We start from the raw sequence: 21,616 nt of genomic DNA on the forward strand, positions 1-21,616 counted from the left end.
TACATGGAAAGCGAGGCAAGCATGAAACATGCGGGACGCGGCGTCATCCGGCTAGGAGACGCAACCGATCATGGCGGCAAGGTCACCAGTGCATCGTCTGGCACCACAGTGATGGGAAAAACCGCGGCGCTGGCCGATGACACAACCTTCTGCCCCAAGTGCAAGGGCAGCTTTCCGATCACGCCCGATGGCGCCGGCGCAAAACATATGGGCAAGCCGTACGCCTATGACGGCGATGCCACCGCCTGCGGCGCACACCTGATCACATCGTTATAGCGGAGGCAGGCTATGCATGCAAGCATCCAGGCGGCACTTTCGGCCTTCGACCTCGCCGCGCAAGAACGGCGCCTGCTGAAGATCGATTTCCCCCATGAAGATGGACCGGCCGGGGCCATCTTGCTGGTCAACTCACTGACCGCCAGAGAAGAGGTATCGCGCGACTTCCGTTTCGAGGCCGAATTGCTATCCGATGATGCGCATATTGCGCTGAAGGCCATGATGGGCCGCATGGTGACCATTTCAATGGTGCGCGACGATGGCACGCTGCGCCACTTTAACGGCTATGTGGGCGAATTTTGCCTGCTGCGCGCCGATGGCGGCTTTGCGTGGTATCGGGTGGTGCTGCAACCATGGCTGGCTTTCGCCCGGCTGCGCCAGGACAATGTGTGCTTCCATGGCCAAAGCGTGATGCAGCTGACCGTAACGACGTTTGCGCACTACGGGCAGCGCGACTGGAAAACCAGCATCCATGGCGACGATCCGCAGATCACCTGCGCCAACCAGCATAATGAAACCGATTACAACCACCTGCACCGGCGCTGGGAAGCGCTGGGCTGGCATTACTGGTACGAGCACCGCGCCGATGGCCATACCTTATGGCTTGCAGACAATAGCACCTTGGCGGACATGATCGCCACAGCATCTGGCGACGGCGCCATGCGTTTCCATTCCGAATCGGGTTCCATGGAAGATGATGGCTTGCAACAGTGGCAAGCCGTGCGCCGGCTCGGCTCCGGGCAGCTGACCTTGGCCAGTTTCGACTATAAAAATCCACAGCCACGCCTTGCCAGCGGCTACTCCCTGAATCGTCAGGGTGATGTATTTGCCCACGAACTGTATGAAAACACGGGCGCTTATGGCTATAAGAATGTCGATGATGGAGAAGCTCTCGCACAGCGGCGCATGGAAGAAAGCGACCATCTGCGCCAGTACTTCGAAGCGGCCGGCAATCATCGTGACGCACAGCCTGGCCTTTGCTTCCGGCTCGATGGACATTTCAGCGCCGAAGAAAAATGCTGCCAGCCTGGCCAGGAGCGCCCTGACAGTATCGCCGAACGCGAATACCTGATCCTGTCAGTGGTGCATAGCGCCAGCAATAATTATCAGGTCGGCCCCAGCGCACCTTCCCACTATGTCAACACTATGGTGTGCGTGCGCCGGGACATCCGTTGGCGGCCGGGCCGTGGCTACAACAGCACGCCATGCATCGTTGCCGGCGTGCAGACGGCGCTGGTGGTCGGGCCGGTCGGGGAGGAAATCCATACCGATGCACTGGGACGCATCCGCCTGCAATTTCACTGGGACCGCCTGGGTGAATTCGATGAACGCAGCTCGCCTTGGATACGGGTCATGATGCCAATGGCGGGGCCGCAAATGGGGCAAATCGCCTTGCCGCGCGTGGGGCAGGAAGTCGTCGTGCAATTCCAGGATGGCAATATCGACCACCCCATCGTCATCGGCGTGGTCTACAACAGTGCGAACCTCCCCCCATGGCAACTGCCGCAGCAGCGCGCCCTGTCCGGCTTGCGCAGCCGCGAACTGGGCGCCCGCGGCGCCAACCACCTTGTACTCGACGATACCAAGGGCGCGATCCAGGCACAGCTGCGCAGCGAGCACCAGGACAGCCGGCTTTCATTGGGCAACATCACCCGCATCGACGACAATGCCGGCCGCAAGGAAGCGCGCGGCGTAGGCTTTGAATTGGCCAGTAACGCCTGGGGTGCACTGCGCGCTACCAAAGGCATGCTGATCACCACAGAAACGCCGGCAGGCGGCGGCTCCGTCAAGCAACTCGACGAAACACAGGCCCGCCTGGCGCAAGCACGTCAACTGCAGCAAGACTTGGCCGGCATGGCCGTCGACGCGGGTGCGCAAGACAGCGCAGCACAACAGGGCGCCGTCGCCGAGTCCATCCAGCAACAAAACGCCGCTATCAAGGGGAGCGCCGGCGATTTTCCGGAGCTGTCCGAACCGCATTTGCTGCTGACCAGCCCGGCCGGCATCGAACTGAGCACGGCACAATCTATCCATCTGGCCGCGAGCGAGCATGTGGCGCTCTCCAGCAGCAAGCATATTTCACTCGCCAGCGGCGACAGCATGTTCGCCAGCATCGCCAAGAGCTTCAGCCTGTTCGTGCACAAGGCCGGCATGAAGCTGATCGCCGCCAGCGGCAAGGTCTCCATCCAGGCGCACAGCGACGAAGTGGAAATCATTGCCCAGAAAGTGCTGTCGCTGATCAGCGAAGCGGACTGGGTCAACATCAAGGGCAAGAAAGGTGTCCGCCTGCACGGCGCCAAGCACATGCTGGAAATCAGCGACAAGGTGCAGTTCTTCACCTCTTCCCCAGTGCTCTTCAACGGCAACCTGGAAACCTTGGCGCCGAAGAGCGTGTCGCAGGAATTTAATGAGAGGCCAGTAACCCGTTTTGATCAGGCCGTCCGGCTGTTGGAAGTCGATGGCACACCCGCCCCCGATATAGCTTTTGAGTTAATACGCGAAGATGGCCACAGAATCAGTGAAAAGAGTAGCAGTGGTGGACTTACCCCAGTACAGAAAGGGGACGGCATGGATAGCTACACAATACGCTACAAGGGAGAACTTCCATGAATGACGATACGGATCTGAATGAACACGGCAATCACCAAGGTGAGTTTCGGCAGAGTGTTGGAGGATGGGCTGAATACACCGTCAATATGACTGAAATAATAGATACGATTCGTCATGACGTAACTATTCCGCCCAGGAAAATAATACCAATCATATTTCTACCGGGTGTTATGGGTAGTAACTTAAGAATGACAAAAAAACGTCAAGATGATATGAAGCGACCAGATAACAGATCATGGAGGCCTGATGATATGGTAGACAAATCTGGAAATTTGGCGGTTGCAACCGGTAGCGGTCTAGGTGGTTGGTTCAGGAGTGCGTCCCCCAGGGAACGACAATTGGCTTTTGATCCGAATGAAACTGAAGTTGAGTACTATCAATATTCAATTGAAAATGAGCGCTTCTTTCCAGGTGGTGATATCACCAAAGGATCCGACGTACGCCACAATAATGTTCCTGACGATTTCCTTGGAGTTCCACCATTGATTTCTGTTAGCCCTAAAAAAAATTCACAAGTAGATTCTATTCAGAAACCTGGAGTAACGGGAAGATTTATTCCCCGTGAGGTACGTGAAACGCCAGCACATATTGCACGGTGGCGCGGATGGAGTGAAGTTCTTTTCGCCGGTGCCTATGGAGAAATGCTTAAAAAGACAGAATTTTTCATGAATAATATAACAAGAAAAGGGCAAGTTTTACCTCATTGGAAAATTGATCCTTCCGATCAACAAACTGGTAGATATTCATTTGGCCAACAAGCCTACCCACCGATTGCCAAGCTTCTGATAAAAGATCCAAAAGAATTTGGTGGTTCTTCCGGAGTACCAATTGACAATTCTGACATGCTAAAGATTGCTCCATGTTGGTATCCGGTTCATGCGTTGGGATACAACTTCCTACAGAGCAATGCCATTTCTTCCGCTGTTATTGCCGAACGCATACGCGGCATAGTAAAAGGTTATCAGAGATGCGGCTTCAAATGCGGCGAGGTCATTCTCGTCACGCATAGTATGGGAGGTTTGCTCGCCAGAGCCTTGATGCATCCTAGATATGGAAATATGCTTAATGACAAGGATGTAAAAATACTTGGAATATATCATAACGTGATGCCTACCTTAGGCGCTGCCAGTGCATATAAACGCATGCGTTTCGGTTTTCAAGAAAAGAGTGGCCCATTAAATACTCTCGCAGCCCAAGTTCTTGCCATTGACGGCGAACATGCCACAGCAATTCTTGCAAATACGCCAGCTCCTCTAGAGATGATGCCCGGCATGGCATATGGTCAAGAGTGGATCAAAGTTGTTGACGCAAGTGATAAATTGCTTTGGAGTTGGCCACGAGATAAGGAGAGTGCGCTGGAGGGTATTTACCTGCAACCTGCGAATGCCTGGTGGAGGCTAATAAATCCTTCGTGGGTGAACCCGGCAAATATTCCACTTAACAAAGGAGGAGGCATCGACAATGTCATGCAACGATTGAAAGATGCCTCTGCCTTATTAAAGGAAATAGAGAAAATATTTCATCCAAATACATATGCAAGCTATTGCGCATCAAAAGAGTTCCTAAGCTATGGGGAAATAACGTTCAAAGTCATTGAAGGTTTGGAAATAAAAAAATCAGCCAGCCAAGAAAATACAACGCCCCCGCCAAATAAATGGAGGCTACTGACTGATGATGCAAAAGGCAACCTTACTATACAGGCTGGAACACGTGTTTTGAAGCTAAAATTACAACCAGCAAATTCCGCTGGCGATGAAACCGTCCCATCGGATCGTTCAGCAAAACACATACCTGGAAAAAAATTTGTCCATGGAGAGAAAGCTGGAACTGGATATGAACATCAAAATAGCTATACTAATCCACATGTTCTAGCATCTATGCTTTACTCAATTGTACAAATTGCAAAAACAGCAAAATGGGAATGAGTATGCAAAATTATAAAAAAGTCCTTATATTCATCATTTATATTCTATCGATCCAAACAGAGGCAAATGAGATTGAGCCGCACAAAATACATGAGGCAAAAGAAATGAACAAAAACAGCATTCAAAGAAAAAGAATAGAAACCTTATTCCAGAAGACAAAAAATATATGCTTTGGCAGATACCTGTTAAATCTACCGAGCGAAGCAGAATTAATAGTCGGAAATTCGGCAGTGGATTTATTTAAAGGAGGCCCGGGTAATTTAAAACACCAGGCAGAAATTGATTTAAAAAAGATACGATCCTTGAACATCTCCCCTGAAATTATTTACAATTACAATGGCCCAATAGAAAACAGTTGGCAACTTCGATACTACAATAGCAGCTCAGCCAAAGAAGCCAATTTTATAATTTACCGAACGTTAATCAACAAAGGGGATTTCATATTTTCCATAGGCGATGCTGTAGGTAATGGCGACACCGAAAGAGCAACTGCAGAAAGACAGCTCATTCAAGCAAAAAGTCTACGCTTGCGTGCTACTGAAGAGGTTCCAACCATGCCAGGCCTCTGCGTAGAACACGGATTCATGAGCGAAAATCAGTATAAATATCAAGAAATAGACGACGTAGGTATTTATTTACCCAGCTTGCCAGATGTTACTTTCTCCATCAGCTCAAATAAAGATGCATACGGTGACTACCCACCGGAAGAATTTGAGTCAAGGTTGCGTGGAGAACTATCACTACTCCATCGCATACAAGACGCAAAAAAAATTCAAGGCAACAACTACCCCAAGCGCACCTTGCTACGCGAAGGCAAGCGCACTGTTCAACACTGGAAAGGCGAAGAGTCGCTGATACGGCGTGCCGATGGCGTACATGATTTCGAATGGGCATTGGTAGGCAAGCCGAAAGACATCGCGAATCCATCTGTGCTGGAGGCATCCATGTACACCAAAGTCGCCCATAACATGGTCGGCGCCGCCGAGGCCGCGTCGCTGACCGACGAGGAGGCGATCGCCTTATGGGACAAGCTGCTGTCCGGCCTGAAATTCCGGGTGAAAGTGCCGGGAGCGCCGCCGGGCTCGTACTACATCGATCCGGACAAGCCAGCGCAGTGATGGCTGGACCAACGTGGCATGCACTCATGCTGGCGCCATGCAAGCCATTGCGCTAGCATGGTCCTTTTGCCCGGAGCTTCCATGCCCATCACCCTGCGCCCTGCCCTGCCCGCCGATATCGCCGCCCTGTGGGCCCTGCGCACGGTGGCCGTGCGCGTCAGTTGTGCCACGCACTATGCGCCGGAACAGATCGCCGTGTGGACGGCTTCGCCCGTGCCGCCTGCGTATGCCACCATGCTGTCTGCGGGCGGCGGCATTGTCGCGATGCAGGACCAGGCCATCGCCGGCTACGCCATGCTGGACGTCATTAAACACGAAGTGGACGCGGTGTTTGTCGATCCCGCGCGCGCGGGTCTGGGCATCGGCAAGCACCTGCTGGCGGCGCTGGAGCAACTGGCGCGCGGGCGCGGCATCGGCCGCCTGCACCTGTCCGCATCGCTGAACGCGGTGCCGTTTTACACTGCGGCTGGTTTTACGGCCTTGCGCGAGGAAGCGTATGCGCATCCCAGCGGCATCAGCCTGGCCTGCGTGGCAATGGAAAAGGCGCTGGCGGCCGCCTGAGCCATCAGTCGCCCGTCGCAGCAGCTTCGGACTCGGCCAGGCATTGCTGCAGCTTCGCTATCAAGGCGCGCACTTCGTCGCCGCCCAGGTCCAGCGGGTCGCCGTGCGCACCGACGGCGATCAGGCAGATGGCCGAGCCGTCGTACCAGGCGTCGAGGCGTTCTTCCTGATTATTCATACTGTCTGACTTCCTCTCGCAGGTCGGCAAGCAGGTCAGCCGGCGCCACGACGCTGGCGCTGCCTTGCGGCACGGCAAACACGGAAGCCAATTGATCATTGCCCGCCATGCCGGGCAGCCACTTGGTCAGGAAATCGTCGAGCGCGATGGCGCGCGGCCGGAAATCCATCCAGTCGCCACCGGCGCACGCCTGCGCAAAGGCCGCTTCCGGCCAGAATGGGATGGCGACCTTGCCGTCGACTTGCGCCGTGGCCCAGCCTGCATGGTACAAACCCCACACTTGCTGCGTATCAGCCACCTTGCGCACAAAGTAGGCATGGCGTTCGGCGGACGGCAGCCCCGCCACCTGCTTGAACTTTTCAGGATGCATGGTCGTCCCCTACCCCGTCCCATACCCGCAGCTGCGGTGTACACCAGCCCGTCACCATGTCGAGGGCGTCCAGTATCACGCCTTCCAACGGGCCTTCCAGCGGGCCTTCCTGCGTGGCCGGACGCAGTTCGTGCAGCAAGATGGCATGCAGCGTGAGCAAAGCTGTACTGCCCTCCGGCGCGGCCAGCAAATTCCGGTCGATATCGGCGATGATGGTTTGCGTGGTTTGCGCCATCTCAATCCGCCTCCCACGCGATGGTGGCCGGCTGTGCGCCGCCCGTCCTGAAAAACGCGACAAAGGCACGCTGGCAGTGTTCCACCTCCACGCACCATGCTTCGGGATACTCGTCCACCTGGCCATTGGCCAACAGGTAGCTGCAGGCGCCGTCTGCCTCCTCGTCGCCCAGTGTATGAAAACTCGAGTCATCCTGCCCCGACAGATACATCAGCCAGGCATTGCCGCCATTGCGCAGCATGCACAGGGCCGGCCCTTGTTCCGCTTCCGTGGCATTGGTCAGCCACAATTCGCATTGCGCCAGCGCACGCGCTTCCTGCAGCGCCTGTTCCAGCGCAAGGAGGCTATCGATCACGCGCGATTCGCCATGCAGATTCAGTTCCATGCTCATGTGTTTACTCCACTTAAGTCGGCAGTCGCCAGCGCCGTGCTCAGGTACAGCTTGCCGCTAAGGTCTTGCAGCAGGCTACTCTGGCGCAAGCGGTCCATCACGGGGCCCTTCACTTCGGCCAGGTTCAGACTGATGCCGCGCTTGGCCAGCGCGCTATTGAGTTCGATCAAGCCCAGCAAGGCCGTACTGTCGATCTGGTTGACGGCCGACAGCACCAACACTAGGTGGCGCGCCGTCGGATGGCCGCGCAATTCGTCCTCGACGCGCTCGGTGACGGCTTCCACATTGCCAAAGAACAAGCCCGCATCGATGCGCAACAGCAAGACGTCGGGCAGAGTTTGCGCTTCGTAGCGCTCCACGTTGCGGAAGTGCTCGCTATTCGGGATACGCCCCAGCACGGCGATATGCGGACGGCTAGCGCGCCAGATCAAGGTGCCCATCGACAGCAGCACACCGATCACCACGCCCGCCTCCACGCCCAGCACCAGCACGCCGGCCGTGGTCGCGAGCAGGGCCAGCGCATCGCTGCGGTCGTAGCGCCACGACAGTGTCAAGGTATCCCAGTCCAGCAGGCTGCTGACGGCAAAGATGATGGTGGCCGCCAGCACGGGCAGCGGCAGCAGGGCCAGCCAGCCCGTGGGCGTCACCAGCGCCAGCGCCAGCAAGCCCGCCGTGATGATGCTGGCCAGCGGCGTGTTGGCGCCCGCCTGGAAATTGACAGCCGAGCGCGAGATGGAACCGGTGACGGGAAAGCCGCCCGACAGCGCGCTGGCCACGTTGGCCGCGCCCAGACCCAGCAGTTCGCGGTTGGTCTGCAGTTTTTCGCCGCGTTTTTGCGCCAGGGTCTGGGCGGCGGACATGCTCATCAGGAAAATGATGAAGGCGATCAGCAGCGCCGGCGACAGCAGGGTGCGCCAATGGACGCTTGAGGTGGCCAGGTTCAGGCCCGGCAAGCCGCTGGGCACATGGCCCGTCATCTGCACGCCCATCGCTTCCAGACCACCATAAGCGACGAGCGCGATGCCGGCCAGCACCAGCGCCATGGGCGCCAGGCGCGCACCCACGTCGGCCGCCACCTTGTTCAAGCCGCAGCGCTGCAGCAGGCGCGACGCGTAGCGCTTGGCCAGCCACAGGAACAGCAAGCCGGACAGGCCGAGGATCAGGCTGGGCGCGTGCCAGTGGGGCCAAGTGGCGCCCAGCAAGGGCGTAATTTGCCCCCAGATGATCAAGATCGCGGCGCCATTGCTGAAGCCGCTAATCACGGGGCGCGACAGGAAACTGGCCATGAAGCCCAGGCGCAGCACGCCGCACAGCAGCAGGACCAGGCCGCTGATGAAGGCCAGCTGGGCGGCCAGGACGATGTATAAGGAAGAACCGGGGTCGGCCAGCGGCGCCAGGGCGGCGGCCGTCATCAGCGAGACGATGGCCATGGGGCCCACCGATTGCGTCATGCTGCTGCCGAACAAGGCGTACAGCACGGGCGGCAAGATGCTGGCATAGATGCCCACCACGGGCGGCAAGCCGGCCACCAGCGCGTAGGCCATGCCTTGCGGCACCATCATCATGGCGACAACGATACCGGCAGTGATGTCTCCGGCCAACAGAGGACGCCGGTATTGCCTGAGCCAGAGCAGCATGGATGATCCCAAAATCTGAAAACCGAAGCCTATCATGCGACGAGGCCGGCTGACAGGGGATACTTGGCTGCAGTGCTCAGTCTGACAGTAATTACGCCGTCACGGCAGCGAGGATTTCTGCCGACAGGGCCTCTGCGCGCCGCATCGACGCGGTGCCTGGTGGTCAGATAATTGTCGATAATGGCGGGCAGCGCGGGTGCGGGTCGCTGGCAACCTTCACCCGCCAGCCTTCCTGCCACTGATGCAAGGCATGCTGGCACGCCGCGATCATCAAGTCTTCCTTGGACGCGAAATGACCATAGAAGCCGCCATGCGTGAGGCTTGCATTCTTCATCAGGTCAGACACGCCGATGCGGTCATAGCCTTGTCATAGCCTTATTTGCGGAACAAGCTGGCGGCCACGTCGACGATGCGTTCGCGGTTCAGCGCCGCCTGTTCCCTGCTCACTTTCGTGCTGCACTCCCGCAATTATGTCAATCATCATGTAAATAACGCCTGTTTGCGCCACTCTGTTAGCAAGCGCACCGTTGGATGCGGGTGCCGCGCCGATACTGGACTTTCGTTTCCACGGAGGCCAGCATGAACGAGAACAAGGACCAGTCCGCCGGTAACTTGCAGCGCAGTATCCAGCAAGAGCAGGATGGCCGCGATGCCACAGCAACAAGCAAACGGGACAGCAATTCCCCCGTGCAGACGGGCAACCGCAGCCAGCCCGTCCCTCCCCTGCCCGCCCAGCACCTGGACAAACCCGGCATCGAAGCGCAGATGCAATTGAAACCCCGCTTCCTGGCGCCCGACTACTGCGGCAGCGGCAAGCTGGCCGGCATGGTGGCCATCATCACGGGCGGCGATTCGGGCATTGGCCGCGCCGTAGCCGTGCTGTACGCGCGCGAAGGGGCGGATGTCGCCATCATTTACTTGAACGAGCACGCCGACGCGAACGAAACCCGCCGCTACGTGGAAGCGGAGGGCCAAAGCTGCCTCCTGATTCCCGGCGATGTGCGCGAGCAGGGTTTTTGCCAGCAAGCCGTCAGCCAGGTGATGGACAAGTTCACGCATATCGACATACTGGTGAATAACGCCGCCTTCCAGGAACACGCGGAGTCCTTGCTGGACCTGAGCGAGGAACGCTTCGACTTCACCATGAAAACCAATGTCTACGGCTACTTTCACATGGCCAAGGCCGTGCTGCCCCATTTGCAGCGGGGCGCCTGCATCATCAACACGGGGTCCGTGACTGGTTTGCAAGGCTCAAAGCACTTGCTCGACTATTCCACCACCAAGGGGGCCATCCATGCCTTCACCATGGCGCTGGCCGGCAACCTGCTCGACAAGGGCATCCGCGTCAACGCCATCGCACCCGGTCCCGTCTGGACGCCCCTCAACCCGGCCGACAAATCGCCCGAGGACATCCAGAAATTCGGCGCGGACACGGACATGCGCCGCCCGGCCCAGCCCGAGGAATTGTCGCCCGCCTACGTCTTTTTGGCCTCGCCCGCCTGTTCCAGCTACATCACGGGCATCATCCTGCCCGTCACCGGCAGCGTGGGGAACTAAGCCATGGCGCGTGCATTGTGGAAAGGCGCCATCAGCTTCGGCCTCGTGCATATCCCCGTCGAGCTGATTTCAGCCAGTCTCGACCATGAACTGGATTTATCCATGCTGGACCGGCGCGACTTCGCGCCCATCGGCTACAAGCGCTACAACAAGCGGACGGGCAAAGAAGTCGAGTGGGACGACATCATCAAAGGCTATGAATACAAAACGGATGAGTACGTGGTGCTGTCAGAGGAAGATTTAAGGCAGGCGAATGTGAAGGCCACGCAAACCATAGCCATCTTCACCTTTGTGGATGCGGCCGAGGTGCCGCTGACCTGTTACGAGCACCCGTATTATTTGCTGCCCGCCAAGGGCGGCGAGAAAGTCTATGCATTGCTGCGCGAGACCTTACGCAAAGCCAAGAAAGTGGGTATCGCCAGCGTGGTCATGCGCACCAAGCAGCATTTGTGCGCGCTTGTGTGCGTCGGCAACGCCATCGTGCTCAACACCCTGCGCTACGCCGATGAAATCCGCCCCACGGATGACCTGGACTTGCCCGGCAACACCCTGAAGGCGGCTGGCATTTCCGACAAAGAACTCAAGATGGCCATGTCGCTGGTAGAAGGCATGAGCGAAACGTGGGAACCGGCGCAATACCACGACAGTTACCGCGAAGACGTGCTGGCACTGGTCAAAAAGAAAATCAAGGCCAAGCAGACCAAAACCATCACGCCGCCCGCGCCCGCGCGGGAAGAAGAGCATGCCAGCAATGTGATCGACCTGGTCGCCCTGCTGCAGCAAAGCCTGGGCAAAAAAATACCCGCCGCGCCAATCCGCAAGCGCGCAGCGGCAGCTCGCAAGCCGGCGCCCGCCGGGCGCAAGGCGGCCTGAACAACCCAACTGGCGCGCGTCGTCCCGCCGTTCAAGCGGGAGGAGTAAAGGCCAGCTTTTTCATCGCCGTATCGAGGCCCTTCGCGCTGCGCGCATAGCCATCCCATGGCGCGTTGCCCACGTCGAGGCGGCTGTGGACATTCCCCACTTTCCATTGATCGCCCGCCTTCAGCTTGTCGAGTTCCTGCCAGGCCAGCGGCACGGAAATGCCCAGCCCCGAACGCGTGCGGACCGACCACGCGCACACGGTGGTAGCGCCCCGTCCGTTACGCAAATAATCGATGAAAATCTTGCCGACGCGGTTGCTCGGCCCGCTTTTCAAGACAAAGCGCTGGGGAATCAGTTGCGCCATGTGCGCCACGATGGCTTGCGAGAACGCTTTCACCGTGTCCCAGTCGTATTTCGGGCGGATCGGCACGACCACATGCAAGCCCTTGCCGCCGCTGGTTTTCAGCCAGGCGGGCAGCCCCAGTTCCGTCAGGAAGGCGCGCAGCAGCACGGCCGCTTCGCGGATCGCGGCCCAGGCCACGCCCTTGCCCGGGTCCAGGTCGAACACCATGCGGTTCGGCGTGTCGTAGGCGCTGGCCAGCGCATTTTGCGTATGAAATTCCACCACATTCCATTGCGCCGCAGACAACAAGCCCTGTACGCTGGCCACTTCCAGCATGGCGGCATGCTCGGGATCGAGACCGGGATCGAGCTGTTTGACGCCCGGCATGGTCGAGGTATCAGCATGTTTCTGGAAAAACAGCTCGCCGCCCACGCCGGCCGGCGCGCGCACCAGCGACACGGGCCGGCCCCGTAAATGCACGAGCATCAGCTTGCCCACCAGCGCGTAGTAGCGCACCAGGTCGATCTTCCTGGCGCCGCTGTCCTTGTCGATCACCCTGTCCGCATGGCTGACCTTGAAACTGGCCGGCAAGACGCCGTCCGGCGTGGATGTATTGTGCATCGTCGTCTCCCTGTCGATCCGCTGCGCCCGCTCGCGCACGATGGCGGCCGGCTTTTTGTCCTCGCGCAAGCCGTGAAACACGGCATGGCGAACGGCGCCGCCACTGGTCCATTGCGCAAAACTCACTTCGGCCACCAGCTGCGGCTCGACCCACAGGGGATGGCGCACGCCGCCCGCCTTGCCCGCAAACGGACTCGTCCCGATGGCCAGCGCGTCCAGGCGGCGCCGCAAGTCGCGCAAGGTGGCATCGTCAAAGCCGCTGCCCACATTGCCTGCATAACGCAAATCCCCGTGCGCATCATGCACGCCCAGCAACAGTGAACCGATGCCTTCACGTGCACCCTGCGGCGCCGTATAGCCGCCGATGAGGAATTCCTGGCGCAGCCCGCATTTGAGCTTGATCCAATCGCCGGAGCGCCGCGTGACGTAGGGCGAGCCGCGCCGCTTGCCGATCACCCCTTCCAGCCCCAGGCGGCAAGCGTGGGCCAGCAACTGCTGCGGCGCTGCATCGAGCGCAGCGCTGAAGCGCACCAGCGGCGAGGCAGGCAAACTCTGCAGCAGCTGTTCCAGCAATGCCCTGCGCGCCTCGACCGGCTGGCCCCGTACATCGTGGCCATCGAAATACGCCACGTCGAACAGGTAATACACGATGTCGCTGGTGGTTTCCGCATCGAACGCGCGCTGCAAGGCGCCAAAATCAGGGTGGCCACTGGCATCGTTGACGACGATTTCACCGTCATACCAGCCTGGCGGCAAGCCCAGCGTTTCCAGCGCCTGCCGCAGCTTCGGCAATTTGGCCGTCCAGTCATTGCCATTGCGGGTGATCAAGCTGACCTGTTCACCATCGCAACGCGCGAGCAGGCGGTAACCGTCGAATTTCACCTCGAACAGCCATTCCTGCGGGTCTGGCGGCGGCGCGTCAGCCAGGGTGGCCAGCTGCGGCGACAGGGTGGCGGGCAGCCTGACGGCTGGCGCTACCGCCTGGTCCACACTCTTGCGCCTGGGCATGGCCTGGCTCTTGACGCTGTCGGGCTGCTCATCGACGACGGAAAACTCGACGGCGGACCGGGCATATTCGTCTTTTTCCTTGATCAGCAGCCAGGCCGGCTGCTTTTCGCTACGTTTATCTCCCTTGCCTTTCATGCGCACCAGTACCCAGTTGCCCTGCATCTTGTGGCCATGCAGGGTGAATTTCAGCTCACCGGCCACCAGCGCCGCGCGCGCGTCCGGCGTGGCCGCCTGCGCTTGCCATGTCCCCCGGTCCCAGATGATGACCTTGCCCGCGCCATACTGTTTTTCGGGGATCGTGCCTTCAAAACTGGCGTAAGCTATGGGATGGTCTTCCACTTGCACGGCCATGCGCTTGTCGTGTGGATCGTAGCTGGGCCCTTTCGGCACGGCCCAGCTTTTCAGCGAGCCATCGAGTTCCAGGCGAAAATCATAGTGCAGACGGCTGGCCCAGTGCTTCTGGATGACGAAGGTGAGCACGTCGCTCGCGTCCTCGCCGCCACCTCCAGGCTCGGGCGTGACAGAAAAATTGCGCTTGGCTTGATAGCTTTTCAGGGCGGCTTTCATGGCGGACCCATGCGGTGACGATGGCATCGAGTCTAGGCTGCTACCAGCTGCGGCGCGGTACGCCAGCTAACAGAGTGTCTGCCCCAACAAATGTAAGTGTTTGTAATGAGCCCGAATCGCTGTCAACGCTATTGCCGCCCGCCGCGTTCTTGCCTCAGTGACAGGGGAAATGCATCTCCTGAACTACAACCCCACTTCTCGAGGAACTGCACCATGAAAAAACGCATTGTCAACTTGACCGCTACTCTGATCGCCGGCTTGTTCGCTACCGCAGCCTTTGCTCAAACGCCAGCCGTTCCTGCCAAGGCCGAAGCCAAGCACACCAAGGAAGTGGTAAAAGCAGAAGCCAAGGAAACCAAGGCCGTCGTGAAAGCCGATGCGAAAGAAGCGGTCGTCGCAGCCGATGCGAAAGCCGATGTTGCCAGCGCCAAGGCCGACGCCAAAGCCACCAAGGCCAAAGCCCATCACAAAGCCAATAAAGCCAAAGCAAAAGCCGCCGAAGACAAGGTTGAAGCGACCGCAGCAGCCAAGTAATCAGCGACGCACGATTGCCGGATGCGCGATGCAAAAAGACAGCTTCAGCTGTCTTTTTGCATTTTCATGCCGCCTTCCCTAACTAACGTCGCTTAAATCACCTAATTGTAAGCAAGTGTAAACAAAGTCAACCATAACCTGTCAGGGCGCGTTTTATGCTCAGTGACACGGGAATCATCCCGCCACCAACAGACATACCAGACAAACCACCACTAAGGACTGCTCCATGAAAAACGTAATCGCCACCCTGATCGCCGGCTTGTTCGCTACTGCTGCTTTTGCCCAGTCCTCTGCTGCGCCAGCAGCGTCGGCAGCGCCCGCCAAAGTGGAAGCGGCCCACACCAAGGCCGTCGTGAAAGCCGATGCCAAGGAAGCGCAAGCCGTCGTGAAAGCGGATGCAAAAGAAGCGAAAGCTGTCGTCGCCGCGAAAACGGAAGTGGCCAGCGCAAAAACGGAAGCAACGGCACGCAAAGCCAAGGCCCATCACAAGGCCAAGCACACGAAAGCCAAGGCCGATGCAAAACTGGCTTCGGCCACCGCTGAAGCAGCACCGGCAGCCGCCAAGTAATCATCGACACCGCATCGTTTATCACTCGCCAGGAAAATAAAATGAAAAAAGTTATCGCCACCCTCGTCGCCAGCCTGTTCGCTACCGTAGCCTTCGCTCAAACCCCTGCCGCCCCGGCAGCATCGGTTCCCGCCAAGGCGGAAGCGACCCACACGAAAGCCGTGGTCAAGGCAGAAGCCAAGGAAACCAAGGCAGTCGTGAAAGCCGATGCCAAAGAAGCCGCCGTCGTCGCCGATGCGAAAGCCGACGTGGCCAGCGCCAAGGCCGATGCGAAAGCCACCAAGGCCAAGGCTCATCACAAGGCAAACAAAGCCAAGGTGAAAGCGGACGCCGCTAAAGCAGACGCAGCAGTTGCCGCCACACCGGCAAAATAAGCGCTGTCGCTTCCAGCGAAAAGACAGCTTCGGCTGTAATGCCGTTCAGTTAAGACTGGACGGCATTTTTATTGTGAGACTAGTAAACGCCCGGGCCAGCTGTAAAGCTATGTGGCTATGCTCGACGACACTCTCCATTTCCTGGCAAACCACTTTGAGGCCCCTGACTGGCGCCGACTAGGGGAACATTTGCAGGTCGAGTGGATTGAACAGGCCATACAACACACCGACACACCGACGCAACGACGCAACGAGCATCCGCCCCGGCGTCTGCCTGCCCAGCAAGTAGTCTGGCTGCGTGCGCCATCACTGGCGGCGATACGCAAGGATGCAAACGTGTCCTATTGACTTCGCTAAGCGATCGACGCCGCTACAAACCTGGCGATATTGCGAACGGCTACACGCGTCGCTGGGGCATGTGCATGACTGACAATCACGACGACAACCAGGACACTCCAAAGTAAAACCATGTAAAGATGTAATAAAACAACGCTTCTCAATCACAAAAATTTCCCATTCTGGTGTGCGCTCCAATAGAATTGAGAATTATTCTCATTCTCATCTTTAATTCAGGAGCCGTTTCAATGCCAGGTCGTACCGCCCCTTCTACCGTACCGTCCACCCTCACTGCGCTGTCATTGCGCCCACTGGCTCTGGCCATATCACTGGCGCTCGGTGCCGGTATCGCGCATGGCGCCGATAGCACACCAGCCGATGGTGCTGGCGACGATGCTCCAGTGATGCAAACCATTACCGTGACTGGCAGCAGCGATGCGAACGCCTACACGGCGCGCAAAAGCACTTCGGCCAGCAAGTTCGACCTGTCGCTGCGCGAGACGCCACAAGCGGTTTCCGTGGTCACGCGCGCGCAAATGGATGATTTCAGGCTCGATAACGCCAGCAAGGTGCTGGCACAGACCACGGGCGTGACGGTGGAAGCGGTGGAAACGGACCGCAGTTATTACACGGCGCGCGGCTATGACATCACCAACTTCCAGTTCGACGGCGTGGGCATTCCTTTCGTCTTCGGCAATGTGATGGGCGACCTCGATACAGCGCTGTTCGAGCGCGTCGACATCGTCCGCGGCGCGAACGGCCTGATTTCCTCGACCGGTAATCCGTCGGCCACTGTCAATTTCATGCGCAAACGCCCCACCCCAGGCCTGGCCGCTTCCGCCGGCGTCACGCTCGGCTCCTGGAATACACGCCGCCTCGACGCTGATGTTTCCACGCCGCTCAGCGACGATGGCATGGTGGCGGCGCGCTTCGTCGTCGCCCACCAGGAGGGCGACTCCCACCTGGACCGCTACTCGCCGCGCAAGGATGTCGCCTACGCCATCGTTGAAGCGAAACTGACACCGGACACCAGCCTGGCCGTGGGCCACAGCTACCAGAACAGCCTGGCCAGGGGCGGCATGTGGGGCGCCCTGCCCATCGCCTACACGGACGGCACGCCAACAAACTATCCGATTTCCACGTCGACCTCGGCCAACTGGTCGCGCTGGGGCATCCTCAACAACAGCACTTTTGCCGAACTGGCGCATCAGTTCAATGACGACTGGCGCGTGAGCGCCACCGCCACCTACAACCGCTCCACCTCCGATTCAAAACTGTTCTACGTCTACGGCACCCCGGACAAGGTCACGGGCGACGGCTTGTTCAGCTACCCTTCGCGCTACGGCTCGACCAACAAGCAGCGCCTGCTCGATATCGCCGCCACGGGCAAGTTCACGCTGGCCGGCCGCCAGCATGACCTCAGTATGGGACTGGCCTGGTCGAAATCCACGCTCGACGATATCTCCTACTATGGCCGCGGCATCGGCACGGCCCTGCCGAACGGTACGGCGTTCGACGGCTCCTACCCTGAACCGCTGTTCGACGCCTCGACCAACGGCAGCAACTACAAGGACGAACGCAAGAACGCCTACCTGGCAGCCCGCTTCAACCTGGCCGACAATGCCAAACTGCTGGCAGGCGTGAATACCGTCAAGGCCGACAGCACGGGCAGCGCGTATGGCGTTAGCCAGGCCAAGTCGCAAAGCGACACCACGCCCTACGTGGGCCTGGTGTATGACATCGACCGCCATGTGTCGGCTTACGGCAGCTACACGGAAATCTTCAACCCGCAAAGCAGCATCGACAGCAAGGGCCAGACGCTGGCCGCCGCCACCGGCAAGAGCCTGGAAGCGGGCCTGAAAAGCGAATGGTTCGACGGCCGCCTGAACCTGTCCGGCACCCTGTTCAAGACGCGCCAGAAGAATGTGGCCGAAGCGGCCGGCACCACGCCCGACTTCAAGACCTTCTACAAAGGCGTCGATTCGGAATCGCAGGGTTTCGAGCTCGATGCCTCGGGCGAACTGGCGAAAGGCTGGCAGGCGAACGCCGGTTATTCGCAGCTGCGCCTCAAGGGCGACGCTGGACAGGATGCGCGCACCTTCATCCCGCGCAAGCAGTTCCACCTGGCCACCACCTATCACGTGCCGGCGGTGCCGACACTCAAGGTGGGCGCCAGCCTCACCTGGCAGGACGCCATTTACAACAAGGTCGATGACGGCACGACCCTGCACCAGGGCGCGTATGCGCAACTGGGCCTGATGGCCAGCTACAACATCAGCCGCAACGTCAGCCTGTCGCTGAACCTGAACAATGTGACGGACAAGAAACATTTGACCAGCCTGTACTGGACCCAATCGCTGTACGCGGCCGGCCGCAATGGCAGCGCCACCCTGAGCTGGAAATACTAGGGAGCCGCCATGCGACTGCGTCCTCCCATGGTCGTTCTACACCGCTGGTTTGGCCTGGCGGTGGCGCTCTTCCTGTTCCTTTCCGGCCTGACGGGCGCCGTGATCTCGTGGGATCACGAGCTCGATGCCTGGCTCAATCCGCAGCTGTTTCACGCCGCCAGCACCGCCGATGCAGGTTCCGCAAAATCGGGGCTGGAGCTGGCGCGCCAGCTTGAGGCGCACGATTCGCGCCTGCGCGTCAATTACACGCTCACGGCGATCGAGCCTGGCCACACGGCGCTGATCTCGGTGGAAGGCCGGCCCGACCCGTCCACCGGCAAGCCGTTTGAACCGGGCTTCAACCAGGTGGCCGTCGACCCGGTCACGGGCGCCATTCAAGGCACGCGTCAGTGGGGCGTGGTTTCGCTGACGCGCGAAAACCTGCTACCCTTCCTGTATAAACTGCATTACACCATGCACATTCCCGATGGCTGGGGCATCGAACTGGGCGTCTGGTTCATGGGCATCATCGGCATCGTGTGGGTCTTTGACTGCGGCATTGCCCTGTATTTGTCGTTTCCGAACTGGCGCAGCTGGCGCAAGTCCCTGGCCTTCCGCTGGCGCGAAGGGGGCCACAAGCTGAATTTCGATCTGCACCGCTCGGGCGGCGTGTGGGTCTGGTTGCTGCTGCTGGTATTGGCCATCACCTCCGTGTCGATGAATCTGCAAACCCAAGTGATGCGCCCCCTGGTGGCGAAGTTTTCCACGCTCAGCCCGAACGCCTTCGACAACCGCACGCCGCAATCGCCCGACAACCCCATCGAGCCGCTGCTGACGCGCGAACAGGTGCTGGCCCTGGCGAAAGCGGAAGCGGCAAGGCGAGGCTGGACACTGCCGGCCGGCGGCGTGTTTTACTCGTCAAGCTACGGCCTGTATGGCGTGGGCTTCTTTGAGGCGGACAACGACCATGGCGATGGTGGCCTGGGCAATGCGTGGCTGTATTTCAATGGCCGCGACGGCAAGCCGGCCGGCGGCGTGGTGCCCGGCACGGGCAGCGCGGGCGACATCTTCCTGCAGGCCCAATTTCCCCTGCATTCGGGACGCATCCTGGGCCTGCCGGGACGCATCCTGATTTCCGCCATGGGCCTGGTGGTGGCCATGCTGAGCGCGACAGGCTTGATTATCTGGCTGCGCAAGCGCCGTGCCCGCGCCGGACAAGCCGGCAAGGCGGCACCGCCGCTTCATGCAAACTTCAGCAAATAGACGGCGCAAGACACCACAAGACGGCGCAGTTGGGCGACACTGGCAATCCGACCATCGCCACGAAAGCTGTCCATGCGCCGCCTGTCCCTGTCATTCCTGAGCACCCTGCTCCTGTCCTGCACCGTCCTGGCGCAGGACACTCCCCATTCCTCGCTCGATCAAGTCCTGCAAGCCCAGGACCACGACAGCCATGGCGACTTGCGCGCCGTCGTCGTGCTGCGCGATGGCGCCATCGTAGCCGAACGCTATTACAACGGCGAGACGGCCGATACCCTGCACGACATCCGTTCGGCAGGCAAGAGCATCACCGCGCTGCTGGCAGGCGCGGCCGTGGCGCGGGGCCAGCTGGCGACAACAAAAACGGTGGGCGACTATTGGCCCGAAGTCGCTGGCAGCCCCGCAGGCAAGGTGGTGCTCGACGACTTGCTGACCATGCGGTCGGGCCTGGCCGCCTTTGACGAAGACGAACACTCGCCGGGCAATGAAGACAAGCTCGATGAGGCGTCCGACCCCGCCGCATTCGTGCGTGGCGTGCCGGCAGCCACGGCACCGGGCAGCACCTACCGCTACAACTCGCTGGGCTCGTACATCGCGGGGCGCGTGGTGGAAAACGCCAGCGGCGCCGACCTGGAAGGCTATGCCGCCAAGGTGTTGTTCGCGCCACTGGGCATTACCCGTTGGCGCTGGGGCCGCGACGTGGCCAAGCACCCGAAAGGCCAGGGCAATCTGTCGCTGCGCGCGCGCGACACGGCAAAGATTGGCCAGATGGTGCTTGACGAGGGCATGGTCGATGGACGGCGCGTGATCGACACGGCCTGGCTGCAAGCCGCGCTGGCGCCGCGCGTGGCCATCGGCGCCGTGGACCGCTACGCGGACAGCTACGGCTATTTCTGGTACGCGAAGACGCAGGACATCGGGGGCCGGAAGCTTGTCGTGCATTTCGCCTCGGGCAATGGCGGCAACAAGATCTATGTGATCCCCGCGCGCCGCATGGTCGTGAGCGTGGCTTCCAGCGCGTATGGCAAGGGTTATGGACAGCACCGCTCGGAAGATATCCTGAAAGCCATCCTGAAGGCCGATGCAAGGCAGATGTAAGCGTTTGTAATGACCGTCAACGCAAGCGTCCGGGGGCGCGTTTTATGCTCAGTGACACGGGAATCATCCCGACACCCACAGACATACCAGACAAACCACCACCGAGGACTGCACCATGAAAAAAGCAATTGTTACCCTGATCGCCGGCCTGTTCGCCACTGCTGCCTTTGCGCAAACGCCCGCAGCTCCTGCAGCGCATGCCACCGCAGCAGCCTCGGTTCCTGCCAAAGTGGAAGCGGCCCACACCAAAGCTGTCGTGAAAGCCGACGCCAAGGAAGCGCAAGCCGTCGTGAAAGCCGATGCAAAAGAAGCCAAGGCAGTCGTCGCCGCCAAGACGGACGTGGCCAGCGCCAAAGCGGAAGCAGCCACCACGAAAGCCAAGGCGCACCACAAGGCCAAGAAAACCAAGGCCAAGGCTGACGAAAAGCTGGCATCGGCCACCGCCGAAGCGGCTCCAGCGAAGTAATTCATTCCCACTGCATTCACTGGAAAAAACACCAAGGATCTCATCATGCAAAAAAATATTTTTAACCTGAGCGCCACGCTGATCGCCAGCCTGTTCGCCACCGCCGCTTTCGCCCAGACGCCAGCTGTCGCACCAGTCGCTCCGGTGGCACCGGTTCCTGTCGTCGCCCCTGTCGCCAAGGCCGAAGCACCGGCAGCCGCCGTCAAGCCTGCGACGCACAAGAAAGCCAAGCATCACAAGGCGAAGAAAGCAGCAGCGGCAACGCCAGCAACTCCGGCGGCAGCTTCCGCGCCGGCAGCAGCGCCAGCCAAGTAATCAAGGCCGCACAAAGCAAA

The 21,616-nt window shown here is 59.4% G+C and carries 23 protein-coding genes; 16 read left to right on the forward strand and 7 right to left on the reverse strand.

What is annotated here, in order from left to right:
* Window positions 1-3 precede the first annotated feature (3 nt).
* From ACP7DE_RS00870 to ACP7DE_RS00890, 5 genes are all read left to right on the forward strand, one after another.
* Window positions 4-276, forward strand: a complete 273-nt coding sequence (locus ACP7DE_RS00870; RefSeq protein ID WP_426070310.1) for a PAAR domain-containing protein — start codon at window positions 4-6, stop codon at window positions 274-276.
* A 12-nt stretch (window positions 277-288) separates the two neighbouring features.
* Complete coding sequence (locus ACP7DE_RS00875; RefSeq protein WP_426070311.1) at window positions 289-2,886, forward strand: type VI secretion system Vgr family protein; 2,598 nt, start codon at window positions 289-291, stop codon at window positions 2,884-2,886.
* A complete protein-coding gene (locus tag ACP7DE_RS00880) occupies window positions 2,883-4,811 on the forward strand; it encodes an esterase/lipase family protein (RefSeq protein WP_426070312.1) in 1,929 nt (642 codons plus the stop codon). The genes ACP7DE_RS00875 and ACP7DE_RS00880 overlap by 4 nt, the downstream gene beginning before the upstream one ends.
* Window positions 4,812-4,813: 2 nt before the next feature.
* On the forward strand, window positions 4,814-5,929 hold the full coding sequence (locus ACP7DE_RS00885; protein ID WP_426070313.1) for a T6SS immunity protein Tli4 family protein: 1,116 nt from the start codon (window positions 4,814-4,816) through the stop codon (window positions 5,927-5,929).
* Between the two features lie 81 nt (window positions 5,930-6,010).
* Window positions 6,011-6,490, forward strand: a complete 480-nt coding sequence (locus ACP7DE_RS00890; RefSeq protein WP_426070314.1) for a GNAT family N-acetyltransferase — start codon at window positions 6,011-6,013, stop codon at window positions 6,488-6,490.
* A gap of 4 nt (window positions 6,491-6,494) precedes the next feature.
* Here ACP7DE_RS00890 and ACP7DE_RS00895 read toward each other — a convergent pair whose 3' ends face one another.
* The 6 genes from ACP7DE_RS00895 to ACP7DE_RS00920 all read right to left on the reverse strand — a co-directional run bounded on the left by ACP7DE_RS00895 (window position 6,495) and on the right by ACP7DE_RS00920 (window position 9,635).
* Window positions 6,495-6,668, reverse strand: coding sequence for a hypothetical protein (locus tag ACP7DE_RS00895; protein ID WP_426070315.1), 174 nt, complete (start codon window positions 6,666-6,668; stop codon window positions 6,495-6,497).
* Window positions 6,661-7,038: a DUF2750 domain-containing protein gene (locus tag ACP7DE_RS00900; protein WP_426070316.1), complete on the reverse strand. Its 378-nt coding sequence runs from the start codon at window positions 7,036-7,038 to the stop codon at window positions 6,661-6,663. The genes ACP7DE_RS00895 and ACP7DE_RS00900 overlap by 8 nt, the downstream gene beginning before the upstream one ends.
* The gene (locus tag ACP7DE_RS00905; RefSeq protein WP_426070317.1) at window positions 7,028-7,273 is read right to left on the reverse strand and encodes a hypothetical protein; all 246 of its coding nucleotides are present in this window, start codon (window positions 7,271-7,273) and stop codon (window positions 7,028-7,030) included. Before ACP7DE_RS00905 ends, ACP7DE_RS00900 begins: the two co-directional genes overlap by 11 nt.
* Window position 7,274: 1 nt before the next feature.
* Complete coding sequence (locus ACP7DE_RS00910) at window positions 7,275-7,664, reverse strand: Imm1 family immunity protein (RefSeq protein ID WP_426070318.1); 390 nt, start codon at window positions 7,662-7,664, stop codon at window positions 7,275-7,277.
* Entirely contained in the window at window positions 7,661-9,301 is a 1,641-nt protein-coding gene (locus ACP7DE_RS00915) for a SulP family inorganic anion transporter (protein WP_426070319.1), read from the reverse strand. Before ACP7DE_RS00915 ends, ACP7DE_RS00910 begins: the two co-directional genes overlap by 4 nt.
* A 163-nt stretch (window positions 9,302-9,464) precedes the next feature.
* Window positions 9,465-9,635: a TetR/AcrR family transcriptional regulator gene (locus tag ACP7DE_RS00920; protein WP_426070320.1), complete on the reverse strand. Its 171-nt coding sequence runs from the start codon at window positions 9,633-9,635 to the stop codon at window positions 9,465-9,467.
* Window positions 9,636-9,880: 245 nt separating this feature from the next.
* Between ACP7DE_RS00920 and ACP7DE_RS00925 the strand changes: the two genes are divergently transcribed.
* Entirely contained in the window at window positions 9,881-10,858 is a 978-nt protein-coding gene (locus ACP7DE_RS00925) for an SDR family oxidoreductase (RefSeq protein ID WP_426070321.1), read from the forward strand.
* A 3-nt stretch (window positions 10,859-10,861) separates the two neighbouring features.
* Window positions 10,862-11,731 carry a Ku protein gene (locus ACP7DE_RS00930; protein WP_426070322.1) on the forward strand — a complete coding sequence of 290 codons (870 nt, stop codon included), beginning with the start codon at window positions 10,862-10,864 and terminating at the stop codon, window positions 11,729-11,731.
* 31 nt (window positions 11,732-11,762) lie between these two features.
* Here ACP7DE_RS00930 and ligD read toward each other — a convergent pair whose 3' ends face one another.
* Window positions 11,763-14,258 (reverse strand): DNA ligase D, encoded by a 2,496-nt coding sequence (gene ligD, locus ACP7DE_RS00935; RefSeq protein WP_426070323.1) that lies wholly within the window; start codon window positions 14,256-14,258, stop codon window positions 11,763-11,765.
* A 213-nt stretch (window positions 14,259-14,471) separates the two neighbouring features.
* Between ligD and ACP7DE_RS00940 the strand changes: the two genes are divergently transcribed.
* From ACP7DE_RS00940 to ACP7DE_RS00980, 9 genes are all read left to right on the forward strand, one after another.
* Window positions 14,472-14,792 carry a hypothetical protein gene (locus tag ACP7DE_RS00940; protein WP_426070324.1) on the forward strand — a complete coding sequence of 107 codons (321 nt, stop codon included), beginning with the start codon at window positions 14,472-14,474 and terminating at the stop codon, window positions 14,790-14,792.
* A gap of 226 nt (window positions 14,793-15,018) precedes the next feature.
* Window positions 15,019-15,360, forward strand: a complete 342-nt coding sequence (locus tag ACP7DE_RS00945) for a hypothetical protein (protein WP_426070325.1) — start codon at window positions 15,019-15,021, stop codon at window positions 15,358-15,360.
* A 41-nt stretch (window positions 15,361-15,401) separates the two neighbouring features.
* Window positions 15,402-15,734, forward strand: coding sequence for a hypothetical protein (locus tag ACP7DE_RS00950; protein WP_426070326.1), 333 nt, complete (start codon window positions 15,402-15,404; stop codon window positions 15,732-15,734).
* 117 nt (window positions 15,735-15,851) lie between these two features.
* Window positions 15,852-16,082: a transposase domain-containing protein gene (locus ACP7DE_RS00955; protein WP_426070327.1), complete on the forward strand. Its 231-nt coding sequence runs from the start codon at window positions 15,852-15,854 to the stop codon at window positions 16,080-16,082.
* Between the two features lie 236 nt (window positions 16,083-16,318).
* Complete coding sequence (locus ACP7DE_RS00960; protein WP_426070328.1) at window positions 16,319-18,478, forward strand: TonB-dependent siderophore receptor; 2,160 nt, start codon at window positions 16,319-16,321, stop codon at window positions 18,476-18,478.
* Window positions 18,479-18,493: 15 nt separating this feature from the next.
* A complete protein-coding gene (locus ACP7DE_RS00965) occupies window positions 18,494-19,720 on the forward strand; it encodes a PepSY-associated TM helix domain-containing protein (RefSeq protein WP_426070863.1) in 1,227 nt (408 codons plus the stop codon).
* A 72-nt stretch (window positions 19,721-19,792) separates the two neighbouring features.
* Window positions 19,793-20,815 carry a serine hydrolase domain-containing protein gene (locus ACP7DE_RS00970; protein ID WP_426070329.1) on the forward strand — a complete coding sequence of 341 codons (1,023 nt, stop codon included), beginning with the start codon at window positions 19,793-19,795 and terminating at the stop codon, window positions 20,813-20,815.
* Between the two features lie 115 nt (window positions 20,816-20,930).
* Window positions 20,931-21,281 (forward strand): hypothetical protein, encoded by a 351-nt coding sequence (locus ACP7DE_RS00975; protein ID WP_426070330.1) that lies wholly within the window; start codon window positions 20,931-20,933, stop codon window positions 21,279-21,281.
* 45 nt (window positions 21,282-21,326) lie between these two features.
* Window positions 21,327-21,596 carry a hypothetical protein gene (locus ACP7DE_RS00980; RefSeq protein WP_426070331.1) on the forward strand — a complete coding sequence of 90 codons (270 nt, stop codon included), beginning with the start codon at window positions 21,327-21,329 and terminating at the stop codon, window positions 21,594-21,596.
* The last annotated feature ends 20 nt before the right edge of the window (window positions 21,597-21,616 follow it).

It is taken from the genome of Janthinobacterium sp. DSP2-3-3 (genome assembly GCF_049897325.1).
Taxonomy (GTDB): domain Bacteria; phylum Pseudomonadota; class Gammaproteobacteria; order Burkholderiales; family Burkholderiaceae_D; genus Janthinobacterium.

Coding starts and splice junctions, on each gene's coding strand:
- ACP7DE_RS00940 (WP_426070324.1), top strand. CDS start 14,472: ATGAAAAAACGCATTGTCAACTTGACCGCTACTCTGATCGCCGGCTTG.
- ACP7DE_RS00945 (WP_426070325.1), top strand. CDS start 15,019: ATGAAAAACGTAATCGCCACCCTGATCGCCGGCTTGTTCGCTACTGCT.
- ACP7DE_RS00870 (WP_426070310.1), top strand. CDS start 4: ATGGAAAGCGAGGCAAGCATGAAACATGCGGGACGCGGCGTCATCCGG.
- ACP7DE_RS00885 (WP_426070313.1), top strand. CDS start 4,814: ATGCAAAATTATAAAAAAGTCCTTATATTCATCATTTATATTCTATCG.
- ACP7DE_RS00975 (WP_426070330.1), top strand. CDS start 20,931: ATGAAAAAAGCAATTGTTACCCTGATCGCCGGCCTGTTCGCCACTGCT.
- ACP7DE_RS00905 (WP_426070317.1), bottom strand. CDS start 7,273: ATGGCGCAAACCACGCAAACCATCATCGCCGATATCGACCGGAATTTG.
- ACP7DE_RS00925 (WP_426070321.1), top strand. CDS start 9,881: ATGAACGAGAACAAGGACCAGTCCGCCGGTAACTTGCAGCGCAGTATC.
- ACP7DE_RS00910 (WP_426070318.1), bottom strand. CDS start 7,664: ATGAGCATGGAACTGAATCTGCATGGCGAATCGCGCGTGATCGATAGC.
- ACP7DE_RS00875 (WP_426070311.1), top strand. CDS start 289: ATGCATGCAAGCATCCAGGCGGCACTTTCGGCCTTCGACCTCGCCGCG.
- ACP7DE_RS00960 (WP_426070328.1), top strand. CDS start 16,319: ATGCCAGGTCGTACCGCCCCTTCTACCGTACCGTCCACCCTCACTGCG.
- ACP7DE_RS00970 (WP_426070329.1), top strand. CDS start 19,793: ATGCGCCGCCTGTCCCTGTCATTCCTGAGCACCCTGCTCCTGTCCTGC.
- ACP7DE_RS00915 (WP_426070319.1), bottom strand. CDS start 9,301: ATGCTGCTCTGGCTCAGGCAATACCGGCGTCCTCTGTTGGCCGGAGAC.
- ACP7DE_RS00930 (WP_426070322.1), top strand. CDS start 10,862: ATGGCGCGTGCATTGTGGAAAGGCGCCATCAGCTTCGGCCTCGTGCAT.
- ACP7DE_RS00955 (WP_426070327.1), top strand. CDS start 15,852: ATGCTCGACGACACTCTCCATTTCCTGGCAAACCACTTTGAGGCCCCT.
- ACP7DE_RS00980 (WP_426070331.1), top strand. CDS start 21,327: ATGCAAAAAAATATTTTTAACCTGAGCGCCACGCTGATCGCCAGCCTG.
- ACP7DE_RS00890 (WP_426070314.1), top strand. CDS start 6,011: ATGCCCATCACCCTGCGCCCTGCCCTGCCCGCCGATATCGCCGCCCTG.
- ACP7DE_RS00950 (WP_426070326.1), top strand. CDS start 15,402: ATGAAAAAAGTTATCGCCACCCTCGTCGCCAGCCTGTTCGCTACCGTA.
- ACP7DE_RS00895 (WP_426070315.1), bottom strand. CDS start 6,668: ATGAATAATCAGGAAGAACGCCTCGACGCCTGGTACGACGGCTCGGCC.
- ACP7DE_RS00920 (WP_426070320.1), bottom strand. CDS start 9,635: ATGAAGAATGCAAGCCTCACGCATGGCGGCTTCTATGGTCATTTCGCG.
- ACP7DE_RS00900 (WP_426070316.1), bottom strand. CDS start 7,038: ATGCATCCTGAAAAGTTCAAGCAGGTGGCGGGGCTGCCGTCCGCCGAA.
- ACP7DE_RS00880 (WP_426070312.1), top strand. CDS start 2,883: ATGAATGACGATACGGATCTGAATGAACACGGCAATCACCAAGGTGAG.
- ligD (WP_426070323.1), bottom strand. CDS start 14,258: ATGAAAGCCGCCCTGAAAAGCTATCAAGCCAAGCGCAATTTTTCTGTC.